Here is a 21,478-nt window from a genome sequence, read left to right as displayed (position 1 = left end):
TTGCTCAATCTTGGAGCAGTTTTTTTATGTCACCTAGTAAATTGTCAAATTGTTTAGGGGACTTCAAGAAATTGATATTATTGGTATCAACCTTGAGGATCGGGCATCCTTTATGGGTGGAAACATACTTCTCATACGCTATTGAGAGATTGGCAAGATAGTCCGGCTGGATGTTATGCTCGAATGAACGATTTCGGTAATGAATACGATCTATTATTCGATCGAGGTCAGCATAAAGATAGATTATCAGATCGGGTTGGACCAGTTTATCATTGAGTATGGTAAAGAGTGCTTTATACATCGCGAGTTCTGCGTCACCCAGTGTAAGATCAGCAAAAATACTATCCTTCGTGAACATATAATCACTCACGATATTCGTCTGGAAAGCATCGATCTGGAAGTACTTTTTCATTTGACGATACCTGCTCAGGAGGAAGAACATCTGTGTCTGAAATGCCTTGCCTTCGATATCGTCGTAGAATTCAGCAAGAAATGGATTTTCCTCGACTACTTCGAGAATGAGCTGTGCCTGCAGTTCCTCTGCGAGTATTTTTGCCAATGTCGTCTTCCCCACACCGATAACTCCCTCGACTGCGATGTGCTTATTCTTTATCATTATCATTTAGTTCTTTCATTGATTTTTTTAATTCAGGATGTATGAATTGAGGTTTTAGTTCGTTCATAAGATGCTTCAAAAATTGTCGATTCATGAATTCGGGATGCGGAATTCTCAGTTCATGTGTATCTATGACTTTTTTATCAAAAAAAAGTATATCAAGATCAATAGTTCTCGGTCCCCATTTTTCTCGTCGAACTCTTCCTAATTTTTGCTCGATACTGAGCAGCGTATTCATGAGTTCTTCAGGATTCATGTCTGTATCACATTGCACAATGCAATTAAGGAAATCGGGTTGATCGCTCTTTCCAATTGGAGCTGTTTCTATGATAGTAGAAATGTGTTTCACTGAAATTCTCTTTTCATCTCTTAACGCCGAAATAGCTGAGTCGATAAACTGTTTCCTATTCCCGAGATTCGAACCCAAACTAATAAAAATATTTTCGAAGGCTGCTCCTATTATTTTCTTTCTCTCTGCATTTCAAGCTCGACATAATCGAGTGTACCATTGATCGGTACTGCAATTTTTCTTACTTTTAGTGATACTTTCTGAACGAGTAAAAACTTCTGAAGTATGGCATCGATGATCTCATTTGCCAGTTTTTCGAGAAGGTGATATTTATAGTTCTCCACATGTTCTTTAACTACTTCAAATATCTGGGTATAATCAATTGTATCATGGAGGGATTTTACTTGTGAATCAAGTTTCGGATCACTGGAAACTGTCACATCGATCGCAAATCGCTGACCTAATGTACGTTCTGCTTCATGCAGTCCATGATAGCCGTAAAAGATCATATTTTGTAATGTTATTTTCATGATATGTCCAATTATTTTGTTACTCAAACATTTCTATTTCTAATTTACAGATTTTATAATAGCCACCATCTTGGGCTGGATCAACGCTTTTTTCTTAATCTGATTATCGATCAGTTTGACCACAACAAATGCAACTGCAACCGAGACTATAGAAAGAAGGATAGAGAGATTCTCGGAAATTCCGAATGCGCTTTTAAACAGAAAATATGATCCGATCAGGAAAATGATAGGTAATATAAAGACAAGAAAGGAACTCAAAATGCGCATTTGGGGATTTATCTCAAATTGAATGTCATCGCCAATTTTTGCTCCAAGATCATTTTTTATTGTCAGCTTCGTTACATCTCCCTCTTTATGAAAACAGAATGCCTTTAGTTTGCACGTATTACAAGCTTCAGAACGAGAAAATTCAATGATTGCATTTTCCTTCTGAATGTCGACAACTTTACCCACATCAGTAGGTGTGTCGTTTTCAAGGCTCATATAATATTAGAAATGATATCCCACTGATAGTTGATGAATGAAACCGAGTTCCCCGTATGAATTTACTGCGTAATCAAATTGATAATCCTTCCAGCTGAAACCAACCCCAGCAGAAATTCCGGACAGAAAATCTATGCCTGAGCCGACCTTCCAGTCACTTGCATTCGTACGATATCCTGCTCGAACAGTGAACTTATTCTGGAATGTTGTTTCAAGACCGATGGTACCATAGAAATTCGTATGCATAGGTTTATGAACATCCAAAGCAAGCACACCAGTATTGAGTTTATATGCCAAACCTAATGAGAATGTAAGCGGAAGCTTTTCCTTTTCCTGGTCGAATTTTGAAAGTTGCATGCCAAGATTTCTTGCAGCAAGACCGATCTTCAAACGTGGATTCGGAGACTGATGCAGGATACATACGTCAGCTGCTACTGCCTGTGAGGAATATTCATCGATAGTTTCTGAAATCACTTTAAGGTTGACTCCCCAGTTTATGATCTCAGAAAGGTATTTCCCGTAGGATACCCCAAGCATGACATCGTATGAGCCGAAGGTTCCGAGATCGACAAGATTCTGGTTCCCATCGATACCTGTCTTAGGAATACCGCCAACACCCATGAATTTTGAGAAAACGGCAATGGTCGAACCTTCTTTCAATGGCATGGTATAGCTTGCAGCTCCTCCATTGTAACCGGCAAAATAGTTGATATATGTTACCTGGAGAAGTTTTGCTCTCACATTTGGCAGTCCGGCAGCATTCCAGAATGGTGCAAGTGCATCATCAGAAACAGCGGTAAATGAATTGCCCATACCAGCACCACGAGCACCCATCGGAATATTGAGAAAGTTGAACGCAGTTGTTCCGGCATCTTCACTTATCGCAAAGAGACCGGTCGTTATAGTGAAACTCATCACTAATAAAAAAAACTTTTTCATGTAGTTCCCTTTGTTAAACATGGCGTAAATTTCCTGGTAAGGGGTTGACTTGTCAAATTTATTTCAAACTGATTTCTCCTTATCATGAGTATCCCAACCAAATTATTGACAGTTTATTATGAGAACCAACAAATGATTTTTACGAGATTAAACGATAATTGCGGCATATTTATTTTAACCAGGAGTTTACATGAGTTTGATCGCTTTGCATTATGAACTGAAAGAAAAGATCGGTTCCGGTAACTTCGGCACAGTATATAGAGTAGAAGATATCGCTACAAAGAACATTCTCGCAATCAAGATCTTTGACAAGATACCTCTTGAAGACATTCGAGAAAAGATGGATCCCAAAGTGATGCGTGAGATCACAAAAATATCACACCCAAATCTTATAAAGATTTTTGACTACGGCATCTACCAGGAAAGCTTGTACTTGCTCTCCGAGTTCTATGAAAGCAAAGGATTGCAGAATTTTCATCTTACAAAGAGGAACAAACAAGAATTTTTTGATATCATTACACAGATATGTTATGCTCTTAACCATCTTCACAAGCATAATATCGTTCACAAGGATCTGAAACTCGAAAACGTTCTTTATAAGAAAGTTGAGGAAGATTTTCACGTCAAAGTATGTGATTACGGATTTAATAAAATCATTTCCCAAACAGACGCCTACCCGGAAGGCGAGGTTGTCAGTCTCCCCTATATTGCACCGGAACTTCTGCTAGGATCATATTTCAGTGCGCAAAGCGATTTCTATGCATTGGGTGTTATCATGTACTATCTCTCAGTCGGCACTTTTCCGTTTTCCAGGGAAGAGATCAAGCTCATGTCCGAGAAGAAAATTCCGAATATCATTCCTCAATTTCCAAGCAAGATCAATCCAGCAGTAGATAAAAAACTCGAAGACCTTATTTTTAATTTGATTGAATTCAATCCGGCTTTGCGTGTAAGTGATACCAAAGAAATCATACAAAATATCAACGAGATGCAGGAGAAAAAATATCCTCTAGCAATCGAACCTCCACTTGTTAAACAGATCGAAGCAAAGCAGTTCCGTTTCAGGGATCAGGATGTGATCACCCTTCGTGACCAGATCAATGAAGTGAAGAACAAAAAAGGTGAGATCATCTTTGTTACGGGTGAAAAAGGCGTAGGCAAGACCAGCCTCATGCAGTACATCAAATGGTATATTCTGTCTGAAGATTACCATGTGTTCTATTACAACTGCACCGACGAACATCGTGATCCATTCTTTATGTTATGCAAGGAAATATTCCTTTCACAGGATGAAAAAGGAAAACACTTTTTCGAACAATCCGCATCGAACAAATTCTGCGAATTTCTTTTTAAATCAGAAGAAAAATCACTCAAGATTATTGAAGATGAATCCGAGCTTTTGCGTGACTTCGATCTTGCGAGAGATTATATGTTCTGTTTCTCGGCAACAAAACCAATCGTGTTTTTCATTACAAGCATAGATAAGGTTGAACCGTCAACGATCCAGTTTCTCGAATACATCTCAAAAGACCTTGGCAACTATCCTATTGCAATAATCCTCAGTTCATACAATCCATATATTCTCGATCCGATCGAGGATGTTCACAGGATACATATCGAGCCCCTTTCGAGGGATGAAGCTTTTACGTTTATTCAGGAGACAATCGGGCAAAAATGCCCTGAACACTTCTGCAATCAGGTTTATAGGATCACAAACGGGAACCAGCGTTTCATTCTTGAATTAATAAGTCATTTGATAGGGAAAAAAATCATTCTCGATGATGACGATATCTGGCATTTTGACATGGATATTATGAATGTAGAACTTCCAAAAAAAATCCTATCTGCCATTGAAGAAAAAATCACATTAATACCTGATAAGATCAAGGGATTACTTTCTCAGCTTGCAGTCCTCGAAGTACCTTTATCCACACAGGTCATTCAGTACACACTTCAGATGAAAGATTCAAAAGACCTTTTCTTTTTCATCCAGGATGTCGAAAGTCTGGATATCCTTGTAAAAAATGATGACTACATTGAAGACGGTTATTATAAATTTGTGTATCCTGTACTAAAAGCCGAACTTGCAAAGGGAATAAGTACATCAGAAAAAAAGAAAATCTCGAAGCAGGTTATTACCTACTTCAAGTCCAAGGAAGTAACAAAATCAGCCATCATTGATGGAATAATTCATCATTGTGAAATAGCAGGAGACCATGAAGCCGAGATCCATTACCACCTACTCAAGACACAAAGATATAGTGAATCAAAGAATATTATTGCAGCGTGGAAATCATGTTACAAAGGATTGTTTAAATTAAATAAACTAAAAGAGCATCTTCGTGAAAAGACAATAACCGATTACCTGAAAGCTCTTTATCCTCTTAGTATTCTCCTCAAAAAGTGCGATATCAAGGAGATTTGCTGCCAGCAGTATTTGTCATACATAAAAAAAGATCCCGAACTCATGCTTATGAATGCACGCCTTAAAATGGCATGCCGGGAATTTTCTGCAGCTGAAAAAATGTTGGATGAACTTGAGAATTCGAATTTTTCGTATGATATAATTTCGCTTGAACTTGCACGCCTGGAGCTCTATAATTTCTCTCATGAGGAAGACAAAGCTCATGCAATCGTAAAAAATCTTTCGAATGAAAAGTTGGCACCTTTTCATGAAATAAACTACTTTCTCTTTAGCGGGGATTATTATTACTCGATCGGTGCGTATGAGCAAGCAATTGAGGAACTCAAAAAAGCCCAAAAAGTTGCAAAAACACATGAAGCTCCAATACGACTCGGGCGAATTCTGAAAGTCCTGGGAGATTCCTATAACATCCTCAATAAAGTCGAGAAAGCAGTTCAACATTACCAGGAAGCTTTTGAGGTCAGCACACGTGAAGGTGATATTCTGAACATAGCAAACGTTCTCTCCCACTGGGGTTTTCTCAACATGAAGCAGGGCTCGCTGAGGGACGGACTTGAAAAATCACAAGAAGCACTCTCGTATTTTAAGCACATCAACTTCTCATCAGGTATGGCGGAGGTCAACCTGAACATTGCCCAGACAAGCTTCAAGCTTGGAGATTTCAGGGATGCAGAACGATATTTCGAAACTGCTCTCACCATTGCGAAAAAATTGAAATACACCAAACTTATCAATAAGATTTACAACCGGTCGTCATTTCTGAAATTGCGTATCCTCCAACCGGCAAAATTCCTGGCTTTTCTCGATAGTCAATACGATAATTATTTCAAGCATGGTACAATTGGAAACATCAACTCCTATCTGAAAAATTACTGTTTCTGGCTCGTTATCTCAGGTAACTATGATGGTTTACGTGCTGTATATGAGCAGATCAAAGCAGAAAAAATTGATACATCACTTGAAAAAGAGTTTATGCTCCAACTTGAGGGATGGCTAGCGAGAGCAGACAAAAAATATGCACAAGCTGTAACAAATTTTAAAAAAGCCGGCACGCTTGCAAAAAAGAATCAAAATGAATATGCATTGATGATGTCCTACCTGAATATTGCAGACACCTGTCTTATCGCATCGGACAATAAACAGGCGGAGATATATTGCGAACAGGCACATGCGCTTGCATCAAAAAACGAATTCCTCCGATGGGATAATTACACACGCATTCTTCAATGCAAAATATTATTACGAAAACCAGAATTGAACCTCAGAACTGTTATCCGCAGACTCCTCAAAGCTGAAGTGATCGCAAAAAAAATGAAGGACTGGAGTTTGCAGTGTGAATCCCTTGTTCTTATTACACTTATCTATAGGACACTTCATATGAAAGCCCTGGAATACAAGTACAGGAGAAGATACAATCGCAAACTTGATGTCATCTGTAAGGGTCTTGATGAAGCAGATGTAAACAGAATGAGGAATCAATTCCATTACAATGCATTGCAATCTCCCCAACAATTACGAAAAGTTGTTTCCCAGCGCACCAATATATCACCATCAAAACTGCAGCATTACTTCTTTGATCTTCTGCATCTTACAAGTGTAAACCAGATCAGATTCTACTTAAAAAAATATATTCTTGAAGTAATTGGAATCGATAAATTCGGCTTCTTTCTTCACAATGCCCAAACAGCCGAGGGGGATTTCTGGATAAGTAAAAATCTGAAAAGATCAGATATTTCAAGTGTCCACCAGCGCTATTTTGATAAACTGAGAACCGAGTTGCAATGCCAGTATTATACGGTAAAAGATCAGCATTTCTGCCTGGTTCCCCTTGCCTTAAAAAATGAATTGGAAGGGATTGCCATCCTTGCAGACAGAGGTGAATATCCTTTCACCAAATCTGAGAAATTGATCATTAAACTCTCTGGATTTTACCTCACCATTATCCTCAAAAAAATTGGCGAATATGAGGAAGTGATCGAACAGCGGGAACAGCTTTCTAACCTGATCTCCATCAGCAGAGATATTTTGCAGATCATGAACCAGGAAGAGTTAAAAAACCAGATCACACTCAATGCCATAAAACTGTCCGGCGCCGAGCGTGGATTCTTTATCAACCTGGATGAGAATAATAATTTCGTTTTTAATGTTGCGCTTCTCAGTACCGGTGAAAAAATCGATAAAGATAATCTTAAGATAAGCAAAACCGTGCTGAAAGACGTGTATGAGTCACAAGTTGCACTTACTACTTTCGATGCTGTGGATGAAAAACGATTCGCAGATTCAGACAGCATTAAACGGCACGAACTCCGATCTGTTTATTGTGCACCCCTCTATGTGAATAATAATATTTACGGATTCCTTTACCTCGACAATCTGACCAGTGCAAGCAAGGTACTACGATTCAATGAAAAGCTTCTCGAGATATTTATCCTCATGGCAGAAACTGCGATCAAAAATACTCTGGATTATGAAAAACTCAGCGATGCGAACAAGGAACTTTTGAAGATCGATCAGGAACGCGCACAATTTATCAATATATCATCCCACGAATTTAATACCCCGATCCAGACCTTGAAAAGTTACATTTCCATTCTGAAAGATCCAAACACTCCTGATAAAGTACGTCAGAACACAATATCAATTATGGAAAAAAATGTCGAACGTCTTCTCCATGCGATCAATAACATCCTCCAGATGAATGCACTGGAAACCCGTAGTATTCAGTTCGATAAAGAGTTGATCGAGCCGGATGATTTACTGAAGATTGTCTATGATGAGACACATATTCTTGCTGAGATGAGGAAGCAGAAACTGAACCTGAAACTTGCAAAGGGACTCAAACCGATCAGGGGTGAACGTATTACATTGATAAACGGGATCAAAAATCTGGTGCTCAATGCGATCAAATTTACCGATGATTATGGTGAGATAACGATCGGTGCTCGAAAATCGAGATTCCGTAAGGAAGAAGCAGACAGTAAAGAATCGTTGATTATATATGTGAAAGATAATGGGATCGGAATTCCATCTTATGAACTGGATAATATTTTCAGGGAATTTTATGAAGTAACCGATCTGAAATCTCATCATTCCGGAGTGATCGAATTCAAATCATCAGGATTAGGTCTCGGGCTGCCGATAACCAAGACTATTGTCGAGCATTATGGCGGTAAGATGTGGGTCAGGAGTGTTAAGGGAGAGGGTTCGACCTTCTTCATATCCCTACCTTTCGCATCTAAACCACGGAAAAAGAAGGAGGACAGTTAATGTCAATCCTATCATCCAAAAATTCTTTAAAAAATAAACCAGCTCACAATTTCAGCCAGAAGATCAGTCAGCCGACATCAACCGTTATCGTATGTTCATCTGACCTTGTCGAATTCATCTCCTCTCTCTGGGGATTGGGAATCCTGCTCCAGTACTATGCAAAACCGATTATTATCCTTCCTGACAGAGAATGGCAAAAGTATATAAAGCGCTTGTATCCTGAGTGTGATTATTCAGTTGCAACCTTAACGGAATTCATGATGAACAAAGACATCAGTTCTTTTGAACTTATCATTTTACTCACGTGCAATCTTGCGAAGGATGTTCGATCTGCTCCCAACAAGATACCCAATGCAGTAATTGCCGGTACAAGCGATTTTCGTGATATCCATGTTTTAAACTGCATCATCTGTGTAAATGAGTTGCAGTCTCGTTATTATCAGTATTTCTCATTCGCAACGCAACTTACAGGCATCTTAGAAGATTGGGAATCCTATATTAAGAAATTTAAATTCATAACTGATGAAAATACAATCCCTCAAAAAATGGGAATGATATGCATCGATATTTCGAATGGAATATTTGATACGCAATTTTCTAAAAAACTCATATATGAACTGGTGAATGGCCTTCAAAAAAGTTTTCCAATCGAGATCATCCTGATCGATAGCGATAGGGATTACTATAGCAAACTCTCCGACAAAAAGTTCAAGAAAAAACCAGAACTCCTCATCATCGACGATTGTTACAAAAGCGTTGAAATCCTCAAAAGTACTCGTCTTCTTATATCCCCCAATGCACCAATCGTGCACTGCATGCAATATACATCGGTTCCAACATTCTGTATCATAGCTTCCCATGAACGAAGGTACTTGAGTAAGCGCTCCAAAAACCACATACATGTTGTTCAACGATTTTCCGGTCTGAAAGCAAAAAACATCTTACCCGATATAAAAGAGATTTTAAAATAGTCCATGATTGGATCTCTTACCCAAATATGAATGAGTATTGATTGTAAAATGAGATAATTTCAGTTAGCAATAAAACTGAGGAATAATCCCCCTATAGAAGGGATTTTTTCGTATGTTCTCTGGCTTGATATAAAGATCGACACTTCACAAAATAGCACTTTTCAACAAAACAAATATTTCTAAAATTTATCACTTTTATCTTCCCAGAAAATATATTGACAGCCCTTAAACCATTGCCACACTTACAGATAAGTCAATTCAATTATTTCAATAACTTCACGAGCAAACCTATGACCTATTGGAAAAGAGAGAAAGATTTTATTACATCTGTGGGTGAGTTGAAACAATATATGCCACTCACCCAGAAAGATGAAATCCAGCTCCGAAAGGTAGTGCTGCGCCATCCAATGCGTATCTCGAAATTTTATCTCTCTTTAATCGACTTCTCAAAAAAAGATGATCCGCTCAAAAAAATGGTCGTTCCAACTGCAGCAGAGTTGGACATATCCGGTTCTTACGATACAAGCGATGAGTCCAAACACACAAAACTGTCAGGTTTGCAGCATAAATATAAGCAAACAGCGCTGATCCTTTCTACGAACAGGTGTGCTTCCTATTGCAGGTTTTGTTTTCGTAAACGCCTTGTAGGATTGGATTCCACAGAGATCATCAAAAATTTCAACCATGCCGTGAAATACATTCAAGCTCACAATGAGATCAACAATGTACTCATCAGTGGGGGTGATCCACTTATGCTTACAACTCGTGTTATCAAAAGATTCCTTGAACTGCTTTCCCCAATCCCCCATCTCGAATTTATCCGCTTCGGCACAAAAGTACCGGTGTATTACCCAAAAAGACTTCTAGAAAATAATGCACTTTTTGATCTGCTCGAAAGTTACACTCATTATAAAAAACAAATATATTTTGTGACACAGATCGACCATCCTCGTGAGATCACCCCTGAACTCCGGGAGATCGTGCAAAGATTACTGAAAGCCGGTGTGATCATTAATAATCAAACCGTTTTCATGCGCGGTGTGAATGATGATCCTGATGTACTGGCAGCACTCATGAGAAAGCTCGTGGCAACAGGCATCAATCCGTACTACCTGTTCCAGTGCAGACCGGTCAAACGCGTGAAACGACATTTCCAGATACCACTTGTAAAGGGCTATCCGATAGTAGAAAAAGCAAAAGCACAATTGGACGGGCACAGCAAACGGTTCCGATTTGTTATGTCCCACAAAAAAGGCAAGATCGAGATCATCGGCATTAAGGAAGATGAGATGTTCTTCAAATTCCACCAGGCAAAAGATGAACGAAATGCTGGACGAATTTTTTCCCACCCTCTTAATCCTGCTGCCACATGGCTGGATGATCTGAATAATCCAAAAAATATATTATGGAGTACCAATGATAAACGAAGATGACATAATCCTCGAAGTTTTTGATGATAAGATCGAAGCAGAACTGCTGGAGGGACTGCTCAAACAAGCTGGCATCGAATGCTATATTATTTCAGATGACTGCGACGGCATGATGCCTCAACTACAACTCACTGAAGGTGTTGGAGTGGTTATCAACAAAGCTGATGAAGATGAAGCAAGAAAAATTGTGGAGAGTGTGAACACGAACGAGAAGTAGGAAAATATTAATCGGGTTGAATGATTCGATCCCTACGCGGATTTGTGTATCTCTTTTCCCCATTTATCAACTTCTGTACCGCAGTGGGGGCATGTGCTCCCTCCCCACATCGCTTGGCGTAAATTTTTAGGTTTCCTGATAATCGGTAATGGTTTCTTGCAATTCGGGCAGATCATCCGTTTTGGATTTATTCCCCATTTGCTTTTCTTTCTGAACAGCATGTAGTAAAAGATGAACACAAGGATAATAAACAAGACCAAGATCATAATTAAAAGCAGACTATCCATTTTTATACTCCTGTCGATTCCTTTTTATAAGACGAAATATACCTAACAAGATGTTCATTCCAGGTACGTTTTTCATATATATTTTGTAATTGTCACCGAATTTTATGAGCAGACGCTTATCTTCTTCCCTGCTGCCAAAATAGACAACAGCGGTCCCGATGACACCAAGCACTGCGAACACCCAATGCGGATACAAGAGCAATGTTGTGACAAAAACTGCAAAAATACCGCCAAGATACTGCGGATGCCTGACAACACGATAGATGCCTGTTGTAACAAGATTGGTTGTATGCACAAATGCTTTTCCTTTAGGAACTTTGCCACGTTTTGGAAACAATATCATTGGTGATATGATCAGAAGCATGCCAACAAGCCAGACCACCCATCCGATCCAATAGGCAAGACTATTATGACCAGGCTCGATGATCCCGAGTATAACAAGCAGATTAAATGGAAAGCAGGCAAGACACAGAATCGTGAGTAACGTACTCCATATAATATTACTTTTTGACCAATGGTTATACTTTTCTGTCATACGATCATTGCCTTATTATTACACTCAAATTATCGCCCTATTCTTGGACGACCTTCTTCAATTTTCGGGCACTGGCAATGTTTCCAACCAGGTCTTTCAGATTCGGTACCATACCATCCCATCCGGATTCTTTTACGAATTTTACAAAGAATGTATGAAGTTCTTCCGGTTTGAATGCTGCGATCTTTTGCGGTGAATCGAGTCCGGCATTGTAGTAGAGACGGGTCAGTTTGGTTTTCACATATCCAAGACGAGTTATATCTGAAAGTTTAACCAGTTCGAGAATGGAATCCTCAGGAATATTGAGTTTCTGAGATAGCATCTCTCTTTTTATTTTCGTGTTTCCTGCTTTCAGCATGTCATCGACATTCTTTATACCTGCGTTTGCTAATACCTTCACATATTCCTGGTCCACATGCATGAAATTTTTGAGCAGGAATACACTTCTTGATTTTTCAGTTCGTTTTTGACGAAGAGTTGCTGCGCACTTTAACAATTCCTTATTGCCAGTGAACTTGAAATAATTCATAAGTACATAAAGATGTCCTTTGGGAGATTTCTTCTGTGATTCGAGTGTTGCAACGTATTGTGTGATGTCATATGTTGCACAATCTTCTAATTGTTTATTGAATTCGTTATTCAAGTATGCTGAGAATGTTTTCACTAATCGTATATTTCTTTCGATCACATTGGTTTTTTTCCCTTTCTTTTTCAAAAATGCGGCAAATGCTTTTTCATCCATGTTTTTCCCCTTTTCTATAATTTCTTAATGTAAATGATAATTTGGTATCAGGCATGTCAATTTTTTATTGATATGGTTTATAAAGGGGCTGAGCACGATCAGCCCCTGCATTTGTTTTACTTATTACAAAACCTTCAAACCTTATAATCTATTCACCCAAATATTCCTTTTTTAACACGATTTCCCGAACATCCTCACTTCCAGCTTTATGGATTTTCAGTTTCAAGTCTTTAACATTAGTATCAAATCTCATAAGATAAAATTCTCCTGTATCAACATCATTCGCTGGGTTTCCATTCACCTCAGTGATAATATCATCCAGCTCTACTCCTGCAGCATCAGCAGGTGAACCTTCCCAGATGCCGACAATTTTAAATGTTCCGTCATCCAATTTACGCACATTGATCCCGGTCGAATAAAGAACATCTTTTGATGAGCCTTCAACTTTTGAAAGAAGTACCTTCCTGTTTGGAAAATCCAGTGTGGTCACGAATTGCTCAAGGAAATCTTTTCCGATAAGTGCAGAATTATTGAAGGGAAAATTTGCGAAGATTATGCCCACATCTTTAAAGACCATATCTCCAACGGTGATTTCGGGACATTTATAAAGGTAATTCTCATGTGAATCGACAAGGGGCCAGCGTGCAAAATATCCTTTGCATGACACAAGTTTTCCCTGCTCTTCTTCAGGAAGATTCTCAATATATATTATCGGCAAGACAATCCCATAATGAAGTCCTGTATCGATCCTTCCCATTATTGGGAAAAAATCCGCAATCTGCATTTGGATGCTCGGGTGATATGGCATCATGATCTCCATATCAAGAAGGTGCTGATCAGGTGTTTTTGCAGTAAGCTGTACATCGTTGTTCTCGAAAAGAAGTTGATTGGTCTGGTAATTGATGGTGGTTCGATAAAATCGTATGAAATCCGGTCCGATCATTCCTTCAAGCTCATCATTTCCAATTTCGAATGTTTTTTTGAAATCCATAACTGACAACGTAAAATCTTCTACGGTAAGACCTCCTGCAATAATCTCATCAATTTTACTTAAATACATTGTCTGCATGGGTGTCGCCATCGAGTCGATCTCAAGTCTGAGTTGTTCTGCCAGGTCCCAACCTATCATTGTGTTACCGGCAGTATCAAAAACAAAGGTAAACTCCTGATCACAATCATTGATTGTCACCGGTACTTCAATGACATGCGAACGGGTTAGATTGAATGGACACACAACTTTTGTTATCGGTCCGGGAACACCTCCTCTCAGTTGTTCAATAAATTCTGTTTGAGCATAAAGTGTTCCAAAGATGAGTAAAAATCCTAAAAGTAAAATTGGAAAAATTTTCATTCGATTAAACATGATCGCTCCTTTTAATGTTATTCCTTTTGTATCATTTTCCAGAAAGCCTGATACAAGCTTTCACTTTCTGTTTCGACATCTGCACACTCGGTCAGTTCTCCCAAAAATGAAAGTCCTTCAAGAATCGAATGCATCATACGTGATAGTGTTTCAGGGTCGATGTCATTGCGAATATTCTGCTCTTGCTGAAGACGTGTAAAAGATTCAGTCAATTTTTGATGCGTGAGAAGTAAGTCTTCTGAAATTCGTATTTTATATTCGGATTTCATGCGGCTCATCAGCAGCATGAACATGTTGTAACTGTATGGCAAGTCAGTATCAATAGAATCAAGGAGCACCTCTTCGATGTGCATAAAAGTTGGCGTTGAAGAAAACATTTTATGAATTTTATCTTTGTCCGATAGACCACTGTAAGATGCTTGAGTCCAATTCGCCATTTTTGCGGTGAAATGATCGAAGATCGCTTGCACGAGTTCGTCTTTATTTTTAAAATGATGGTAAATGGCAGGCTTTGAGATGCCGACTTCCACCGCTATCTCATTCATAGACGTTTCGTTGAAACCCTTTGAGAGGAAGAGCTTGAGTGCGGTTTGCACAATTAAGTCTTTTGTTTTCATGATACTCCTTACTTACCGGTAAGTATTTTTGTATTTGAAAAAGTTTGTCAAATTAAATATTAAAAAAGGGACACACAAACGTGCATCCCTTATCGAATATATCGTTAGAATAAATCTATTTATTGATTTCAGGTAATTTACTTTTTGGTAACCATTTTTTATACATTTCTTCTAATGTTCCGTCATCATACATCTCCAAAAAAACCTGCTGCCATTCATCGACTACGTATTTAGGTGTCCCTTTCGAAAGGGCGATATAAAATTCTCCCGAGCTAACCGTAAATACAGGTACGAGGTCATTGATAGAGTATCCAGCTTGTTGAGCAATATCAGGAATCGTAATATCGGTGAAGATCGAAAGATCAACCTCTCCCTCAACGAGCTGACGAACATTTTCTTTAGGATCGGGTGAACTCACCAGGTTGGTAAATCCCTTATCCTTCAAATCCTGTTCTGAGAACCAGGCGGAACACGTAGCGATCTTCCCGATTTTTTTAGCATCATCAATACTACCAATCTTGATGTTCGAACCTTTCTTTGCATAGAACATTGTTCTGTTTGAGCCAATTGGTCCTATCCAGTTGAAAAGATCCTCTCGTAATTTAGTTCGCTTCATTGTATAGAGTACTACATTGGGGTTAACAAGGCATAAGTGATACCCGTTTTCCCATGATGAGATTCGGATGTTGTCCGGAATATCGAGTCGTGATATGATCTCACGAACAACATCGGTTCCAAAACCAGTAATAACACCGTCTTTCTCAAAACTGAGAGGAGGATAATCCTCAGTATATATCTGCATGATCCCCGGAGGAATTTCATCAGGCAACCATTTCTTGAATATCTCATCGAAATAACCATCATTCTTCATTGCATCGAGTTCTTTTTGCCATGTTTGAATGAGTGCATCAGATGTTGATTTCGAGAAAGCGATGTATTCGAGTTCGGAGGTAATGAAAAGTGCTTTTTTGATTTTATCGCTTTGAATATTGAGTTTGTTTAATTGGCTGTTCAAAACAAGGTTTGAGCATGGGAAAAGATCGACTTCACCGCTTATGAGTTTTGTGATGACATCTTTTGCTGTCCTGAATTCTACCAGGTTTTTAAAACCTTTTTCCTTGAGAATACTTGTAATCGCATAATCTTTCAACACCCCGATCTTCTTTATTTTTTTTGCTTCCTCGAGAGTTGTGATATCAACCATGTGATCTTTCGAGGTATAGAAATAGATTTCCACAGAACTGATTGGTCCTACCCATTTGAACAAATCCTTTCGTTCTGCAGTAAGGCATGTGGAATAGAGTGCAATATTGGCTTCATTCATAAGCTTCTGATAGGCATCAGACCATTGCAGTAAGGTGATATTCTTATCGATTCCCAATCTGTCGAGAAGCGCTTTGACAACTTCTGTTGATTGACCTGTTATCTCTCCATCCTGCATAAAATTAAGTGGAACGAACTCCTCAGTATAGATCTTTAGTTTATCCATCTCCTTTGAAACATCTGCATTTAGTTTTGTGACCAGCGTTCCAATGAATAAGAGTATCACACATAAAATTGTAAATTTTTTCATGTTTTCTCCATTTTTGATATGATGTTTAAGATTCATGATATATAAGATTTCTTGTCCATAATTTTCTAAAAACAGAGGTAAGATCCTCTTTGCTGTTTATGTAAATGTCATAGACAGTCAATAATATTTTCCATAGAAGAAGGTTACATCAAAAAACAATAAAATTTGACACTCCCTTGATACAAAGAAAATTTTCACAAATTAATTTTTAATATTTTAACTATAAGGAGTATTCATGCCCTTTATTTCCAATACCGATGAACAGCGGAAGCGTATGCTCGAAGAGATCGGCGTACGATCTTTCGAAGATCTTTTAAAGGGAATTCCCGAAGACCTTATCATTCGCCATCCTCTCAAACTCGATAAACCTCTTTCTGAGTTTGAGATCACAAAAAAGATCCAGGATCTGTCATCTTTGAATATTAATACCTCGGAAGTTGTATCTTTTCTCGGTGCTAGTATTTATGATCATTTCATTCCTGCGGCAGTAAATTACGTCATTGGACGTCCTGAGTTCTATTCCGCATACACACCCTACCAGGCAGAGGTCAGCCAGGGAACCCTGCAATTCATATACGAATATCAGACAATGATCTGCGAATTGACCGGTATGGATGCATCGAATGCATCAATGTATGACGGGGCAACAGCATGTGCAGAGTCATTACTGCTAGCACTCAGACATAACAAAAATAATAAAGTTCTCATTTCTGACCTGATCCACCCGCAATACAAACAAGTTATTGAAACATATATCGAACCGCTCGAACCGAAGATCGTGTATATTCCTCAAAATAATGGACGTATCGATCTAAAAAAGCTTAAAGATGAGATGTCCGATGATGTTTCAGCAGTTCTGATCTCGTCGCCAAATTTTTTAGGAGTTATTGAAGATCTCGAGTCGATCGAACCGATCATACATGAAAACAAGAAAGCACTTTTTATTGTTTCGACAGATCCCATCTCTCTCATGCTCTTCAATCCTCCTGGTAAATATAATGCTGATATTGTTGTTGGTGAAGGGCAGGTTCTTGGAAATAAGCAAAATCTTGGTGGTCCACTTTTCGGTTTCTTTGCAGTAAATCAAAAACTAATACGAAAGATGCCCGGAAGAATTGTCGGTGCTACGATCGACACAAACGGACAACGGGGGTATGTTCTGACGCTTCAGGCACGTGAACAGCATATCAGGAGAGATAAAGCCACTTCGAATATCTGCACGAATGAATCGCTTTGCGCCCTCGCAGCAACCGTGTATATGGTGCTTATGGGGAAGCAGGGACTGAGAGAAGTTGCTGAACAATCTACGATAAAAGCTCATTATCTTCATGATAAGATCTGTGAAATCCCGGAATTCGAACTGGCAAATACAGCGCCGTTCTTCAAAGAATTTGCTGTTAAAACTCCTATACCTCCCATAGAAATAATTTCACAACTAAAGGAAAAAGGATTTTTCGCTGGTGTTGATCTTACTCCCTTTGGATTTGAGAACCAGTTGTTGATAGCTGTAACTGAGAAACGGACTAAAGAGGAACTGGATGCGTTTGTCGACGAACTTGGTAAAATTGCGAGGGAGGTGTAACATGGCGACAAAAACAATATTTGAAAAAAGTATCAGCGGACGGAAAGGATATACACTTCCTGAATGTAAGATCAAGATGACTATTAATAACCTTTTTCCTGAGAATCTACTCCGAAAAGATATTCCCAGGATGCCTGAGGTAAGTGAACTCGATACAGTTCGTCATTACATCGAACTCTCGGATAAGAACCATTTTATTGAAAAGGGATTTTACCCGCTTGGTTCTTGCACGATGAAATATAATCCGAAGATCAATGATATTGTAACTGTACTTACAGGTTTTACAGATATCCATCCGATGCAGCCGGAAGACACAATACAGGGCGCACTTCAGGTGATGTATGAACTGCAAAAAGACCTGGCTGAAATTTCCGGAATGTCTGCGGTTTCACTCCAACCTGTTGCTGGAGCTCATGGTGAATTTACCGGTGTTAATATTATTTATAATTATCATAAAAACAAAGGTCAACACCGCACAAAGATCATCATGCCCGATTCTTCTCATGGAACAAATCCAGCCACTTCTGCATTGCACGGCATGGAAGTGATCGAACTCAAATCTAATGAGGACGGCAAAGTAGATATTGAAGCCCTTAAAGAGATTCTTGATGACGATGTCGCCGGTTTCATGCTTACCAATCCAAACACATTGGGCGTCTTTGAAACGGATGTAAAAGAAATTGCGGAACTCATCCACTCAGTTGATGGACTAATGTACATGGATGGTGCAAATCTCAATGCGATGCTCGGGTACATCCGTCCTGGAGATATGGGATTTGATATTGTTCATTTCAATCTTCATAAGACGTTCTCAACTCCTCATGGGGGTGGTGGTCCAGGTGCTGGAGGAATTGGTGTTAGCGAAAAACTCGTAGATTTCCTACCCGTTCCAATAGTACAAGTACAGGATGGCACTTACTACCTCGATTATCATGTTAAAAATACAATCGGCAAGGTACATTCCTTTTTTGGGAACTTCCTTGTAATGGTTCGTGCGTATATCTATCTGAAGATGCTTGGTGATAAAGGATTGAAGCGCGTTGCCGAGAATGCGGTGATCAACTCCAATTATCTTATGAAGAAATTATTGGATGTCTATCCCGTACCGTATCAAAAAGATATTATGCACGAATTTGTCGCCTGCGGAGAGAAATTTAAAGAATATGGTATTAAAACATTGGATATCGCAAAAAGGCTTCTCGACTACGGTTATCATGCACCAACGATCTATTTCCCCCTTATTGTTCACGAAGCACTTATGATCGAACCGACTGAGACAGAGAGTAAAGAAAAACTTGATAAATTCGCAGAAGTAATGCTGAATATCGCCAAAGAAGCAGAAATAAATCCTGAAGTTCTGAAAGAAGCCCCTCAAAAAACACCTGTCACAAGACTTGACGAAACAAATGCGATAAAAAATCTTAATATTAAATATACTTTCGAAACATAATTATGAAATATAGAGTTATTGAAAATCTCTGCGATGTATGTGCATCTTGTGCTTCTGTTTGTCCGCAGGATGCAATCAGAATTTCCGAACAGACTGCAACGATCATCCTTGAGAAGTGCATTGGTTGCTCAAATTGCTATATCGTCTGCCCTATCTCAGCCATAGAAGAGGTGGAAGATGAAGCTTAGACCATTCTACGATATCGTTGTTGTTGGAAGCGGACCAGCAGGAAGTATGACCGCACTCTTTGCTGCAAAGAACGGGGCATCTGTGCTCATTCTTGAACGCGATCGTGAGGTCGGTATACCTGTTCGATGTGCTGAGGGTATTTCAGGAAGAGGGCTCGAAAAATTCTTCGCCCCGGATGAACGATGGATATCACAACGAATCAATGGTGCAAAGCTATATGCACCCAACGGTAGATCATGTGTTATGAATACCGGGGCTGTTGGAAGTGGATATATACTCGAACGTCGATTATTTGATGCATTTATTTGTGAACAAGCAGTGAAAAATGGTGCTGATATTCTCACAAAAGCAGATGTTCATGACCTTTTATTTAGTGGCGACAAGATTTCCGGTGTTCAGTTTACGCATCTTGGAGAAAAGAAACGAGTGAAAGCACATATAGTTGTAGGCGCTGATGGTCCAGAATCCCGAATCGGAAAATTAGCAGGTATTAATACAACCCTTTCTCTTAAAGACATCGAATCAGGTGTTCAATATCTTCTCACCGATATAACCATCGAGCAGGATCTTACGCACTTTTATTTCGGAAATGATTTTGCGCCGGGCGGTTATACCTGGGTTTTTCCAAAAAGCAGAAATATGGCAAATGTCGGGATTGGTATTCGCGCAGACAGGACAAATGGCAAAAATGCAAAAGAGTATCTCGACGACTTCATTGTAAACAATTTTCCAGATAGCAGACCGCTGGCATTTACCACAGGTGCAGTGCCTACAGCTCAGACTCTTCCTGAAATTACGAAAGACAACCTCATGCTTGTCGGCGATGCTGCACGCCAGGTCAATCCGGTTACAGGAGGTGGTTTAAGCAACATTCTCACTGCAGGAAGTATTGCTGGTACCGTATCTGCGGATGCAGTCAAAGCTCAGGATTTCTCACATAGATTTCTTAGAAAGTATCATAAATTATGGATGAAAGAAAAGGGCAATCATCAAAAAGTCCATTATAAATTAAAAGAAGTATTTTTCGATTTTTCCGATAAGGAATTAAATGAGATCGTAGGACTTCTTCATGATATCCCACAGGAGAAACTTACTCTTTTCCAGCTTTTCAAGACAGCGGTTAGAAACAAGCCCTCTCTCGTAAAAGAATTGATCAAGATATATATCTGAACATAAATTTGACATAATATCTGGATAGTGCAATTCTATCCTTTTCAGGGGTGCTCCCATGAGCTGAGAACATACCCTATGAACCTGATCCAGATAATGCTGGCGTAGGAAATGATGGTACCGGGCATCCTTTGATGACCGGTTTTTTTATTGAAAGGATACTATGAATATGTTGCCAAAGAGCATAGGGCTTTACTTCATCATTGATGGAATGTATACAAATCAATTTGAGAAGTATGCTCACATTGCGGTAAAAAACCACATTTCTATCATACAGTACAGGGACAAGAATGCCGATCTTATCGCAATGATAGGAAATGCTTCCAAAATGCATGATGTAACTGCTGGTACCGATACCCGTTTAATTGTGAATGATATTCCAAAAGTTGCAATCCAATCAAAAGCTGATGGAATCCATGTTGGGCAGACAGATGAGAACTATCATAATGTAAGAAGCATGATACCGGAGAAAATTATCGGTGTAAGTACGATGACACTCGAAGAATCCATAGAAGCCGAGAAACTTGGTGCTGATTATCTTGGTGTTGGACCGATATTTGTTACACAAACCAAACTTGATACTCCTCCTCCTATTGGACTGATAAATCTCAAAGAAATTGTCGGTAAAACTTCAATCCCAATTGTCGCCATTGGAGGCATAAATGCTGACAATCTTGAGCATGTTCTTCAAACTGGTGTGAGTGGTGTCGCGATCATTTCAGCAATCCTGACTGCCCCTGATCCGGAAAAAGAAATTCAAAAGATACAAAATATCATTGAAAAATTTAATAAATCGAGGTAAG

General features: G+C 39.0%; 20 protein-coding genes and 1 riboswitch. Of the genes, 9 read left to right on the top strand and 11 right to left on the bottom strand.

Annotated features, from left to right (window positions below; genetic code table 11):
• Positions 1 to 4 precede the first annotated feature (4 nt).
• The 5 genes from JW794_04135 to JW794_04115 are packed head-to-tail and all read right to left on the bottom strand — an operon-like array spanning position 5 to position 2,857.
• Positions 5 to 622 carry a deoxynucleoside kinase gene (locus tag JW794_04135; protein MBN2017305.1) on the bottom strand — a complete coding sequence of 206 codons (618 nt, stop codon included), beginning with the start codon at positions 620 to 622 and terminating at the stop codon, positions 5 to 7.
• Positions 603 to 1,043 carry a 2-amino-4-hydroxy-6-hydroxymethyldihydropteridine diphosphokinase gene (gene folK / locus JW794_04130; protein MBN2017304.1) on the bottom strand — a complete coding sequence of 147 codons (441 nt, stop codon included), beginning with the start codon at positions 1,041 to 1,043 and terminating at the stop codon, positions 603 to 605. The genes JW794_04135 and folK overlap by 20 nt, the downstream gene beginning before the upstream one ends.
• Positions 1,044 to 1,075: 32 nt before the next feature.
• The gene (folB, locus tag JW794_04125) at positions 1,076 to 1,435 is read right to left on the bottom strand and encodes a dihydroneopterin aldolase (GenBank protein ID MBN2017303.1); all 360 of its coding nucleotides are present in this window, start codon (positions 1,433 to 1,435) and stop codon (positions 1,076 to 1,078) included.
• Positions 1,436 to 1,474: 39 nt separating this feature from the next.
• Positions 1,475 to 1,918, bottom strand: a complete 444-nt coding sequence (locus tag JW794_04120) for a SoxR reducing system RseC family protein (GenBank protein MBN2017302.1) — start codon at positions 1,916 to 1,918, stop codon at positions 1,475 to 1,477.
• A gap of 6 nt (positions 1,919 to 1,924) precedes the next feature.
• Positions 1,925 to 2,857, bottom strand: coding sequence for a PorV/PorQ family protein (locus tag JW794_04115; protein ID MBN2017301.1), 933 nt, complete (start codon positions 2,855 to 2,857; stop codon positions 1,925 to 1,927).
• A 190-nt stretch (positions 2,858 to 3,047) separates the two neighbouring features.
• Here JW794_04115 and JW794_04110 point away from each other — a divergent pair, with 190 nt between their 5' ends.
• From JW794_04110 to JW794_04095, 4 genes are all read left to right on the top strand, one after another.
• A complete protein-coding gene (locus JW794_04110) occupies positions 3,048 to 8,549 on the top strand; it encodes a protein kinase (protein ID MBN2017300.1) in 5,502 nt (1,833 codons plus the stop codon).
• The gene (locus tag JW794_04105; protein ID MBN2017299.1) at positions 8,549 to 9,520 is read left to right on the top strand and encodes a hypothetical protein; all 972 of its coding nucleotides are present in this window, start codon (positions 8,549 to 8,551) and stop codon (positions 9,518 to 9,520) included. Before JW794_04110 ends, JW794_04105 begins: the two co-directional genes overlap by 1 nt.
• A gap of 290 nt (positions 9,521 to 9,810) precedes the next feature.
• Positions 9,811 to 10,953 (top strand): KamA family radical SAM protein, encoded by a 1,143-nt coding sequence (locus tag JW794_04100; protein ID MBN2017298.1) that lies wholly within the window; start codon positions 9,811 to 9,813, stop codon positions 10,951 to 10,953.
• Positions 10,937 to 11,167 carry a DUF2007 domain-containing protein gene (locus tag JW794_04095; GenBank protein MBN2017297.1) on the top strand — a complete coding sequence of 77 codons (231 nt, stop codon included), beginning with the start codon at positions 10,937 to 10,939 and terminating at the stop codon, positions 11,165 to 11,167. Before JW794_04100 ends, JW794_04095 begins: the two co-directional genes overlap by 17 nt.
• Before the next feature lie 32 nt (positions 11,168 to 11,199).
• Here the strand turns inward: JW794_04095 and JW794_04090 are convergent, their stop codons facing one another.
• The 6 genes from JW794_04090 to JW794_04065 form a co-directional block, all read right to left on the bottom strand.
• Positions 11,200 to 11,454, bottom strand: coding sequence for a hypothetical protein (locus JW794_04090; protein ID MBN2017296.1), 255 nt, complete (start codon positions 11,452 to 11,454; stop codon positions 11,200 to 11,202).
• Positions 11,447 to 11,989 carry an isoprenylcysteine carboxylmethyltransferase family protein gene (locus JW794_04085; GenBank protein MBN2017295.1) on the bottom strand — a complete coding sequence of 181 codons (543 nt, stop codon included), beginning with the start codon at positions 11,987 to 11,989 and terminating at the stop codon, positions 11,447 to 11,449. The genes JW794_04090 and JW794_04085 overlap by 8 nt, the downstream gene beginning before the upstream one ends.
• A gap of 37 nt (positions 11,990 to 12,026) precedes the next feature.
• The gene (locus JW794_04080) at positions 12,027 to 12,731 is read right to left on the bottom strand and encodes a DUF4332 domain-containing protein (protein ID MBN2017294.1); all 705 of its coding nucleotides are present in this window, start codon (positions 12,729 to 12,731) and stop codon (positions 12,027 to 12,029) included.
• Between the two features lie 148 nt (positions 12,732 to 12,879).
• Entirely contained in the window at positions 12,880 to 14,094 is a 1,215-nt protein-coding gene (locus JW794_04075) for an aspartyl protease family protein (protein MBN2017293.1), read from the bottom strand.
• Between the two features lie 17 nt (positions 14,095 to 14,111).
• Entirely contained in the window at positions 14,112 to 14,711 is a 600-nt protein-coding gene (locus JW794_04070; GenBank protein MBN2017292.1) for a TetR/AcrR family transcriptional regulator, read from the bottom strand.
• Between the two features lie 115 nt (positions 14,712 to 14,826).
• Entirely contained in the window at positions 14,827 to 16,284 is a 1,458-nt protein-coding gene (locus JW794_04065) for a transporter substrate-binding domain-containing protein (protein ID MBN2017291.1), read from the bottom strand.
• A gap of 235 nt (positions 16,285 to 16,519) precedes the next feature.
• On the opposite strand from JW794_04065, the gene gcvPA reads away from it, so the two are divergent.
• From gcvPA to thiE, 5 genes are all read left to right on the top strand, one after another.
• A complete protein-coding gene (gene gcvPA, locus JW794_04060; GenBank protein MBN2017290.1) occupies positions 16,520 to 17,866 on the top strand; it encodes an aminomethyl-transferring glycine dehydrogenase subunit GcvPA in 1,347 nt (448 codons plus the stop codon).
• 1 nt (position 17,867) lies between these two features.
• Positions 17,868 to 19,316 (top strand): aminomethyl-transferring glycine dehydrogenase subunit GcvPB, encoded by a 1,449-nt coding sequence (gene gcvPB, locus JW794_04055; GenBank protein ID MBN2017289.1) that lies wholly within the window; start codon positions 17,868 to 17,870, stop codon positions 19,314 to 19,316.
• 2 nt (positions 19,317 to 19,318) lie between these two features.
• Positions 19,319 to 19,504: a 4Fe-4S binding protein gene (locus JW794_04050; protein MBN2017288.1), complete on the top strand. Its 186-nt coding sequence runs from the start codon at positions 19,319 to 19,321 to the stop codon at positions 19,502 to 19,504.
• On the top strand, positions 19,494 to 20,675 hold the full coding sequence (locus JW794_04045; GenBank protein MBN2017287.1) for an NAD(P)/FAD-dependent oxidoreductase: 1,182 nt from the start codon (positions 19,494 to 19,496) through the stop codon (positions 20,673 to 20,675). Before JW794_04050 ends, JW794_04045 begins: the two co-directional genes overlap by 11 nt.
• A gap of 36 nt (positions 20,676 to 20,711) precedes the next feature.
• Positions 20,712 to 20,803, top strand: a riboswitch (TPP riboswitch).
• Positions 20,804 to 20,838: 35 nt separating this feature from the next.
• Positions 20,839 to 21,477 (top strand): thiamine phosphate synthase, encoded by a 639-nt coding sequence (gene thiE, locus JW794_04040; protein ID MBN2017286.1) that lies wholly within the window; start codon positions 20,839 to 20,841, stop codon positions 21,475 to 21,477.
• The last annotated feature ends 1 nt before the right edge of the window (position 21,478 follow it).

The sequence above is a fragment of the Candidatus Cloacimonadota bacterium genome, from assembly GCA_016932035.1.
GTDB lineage: Bacteria > Cloacimonadota > Cloacimonadia > JGIOTU-2 > JGIOTU-2 > Celaenobacter.
Note: the sequence above shows the minus strand (reverse complement) of the source record. Positions and strands in the feature narration are given on the sequence as shown.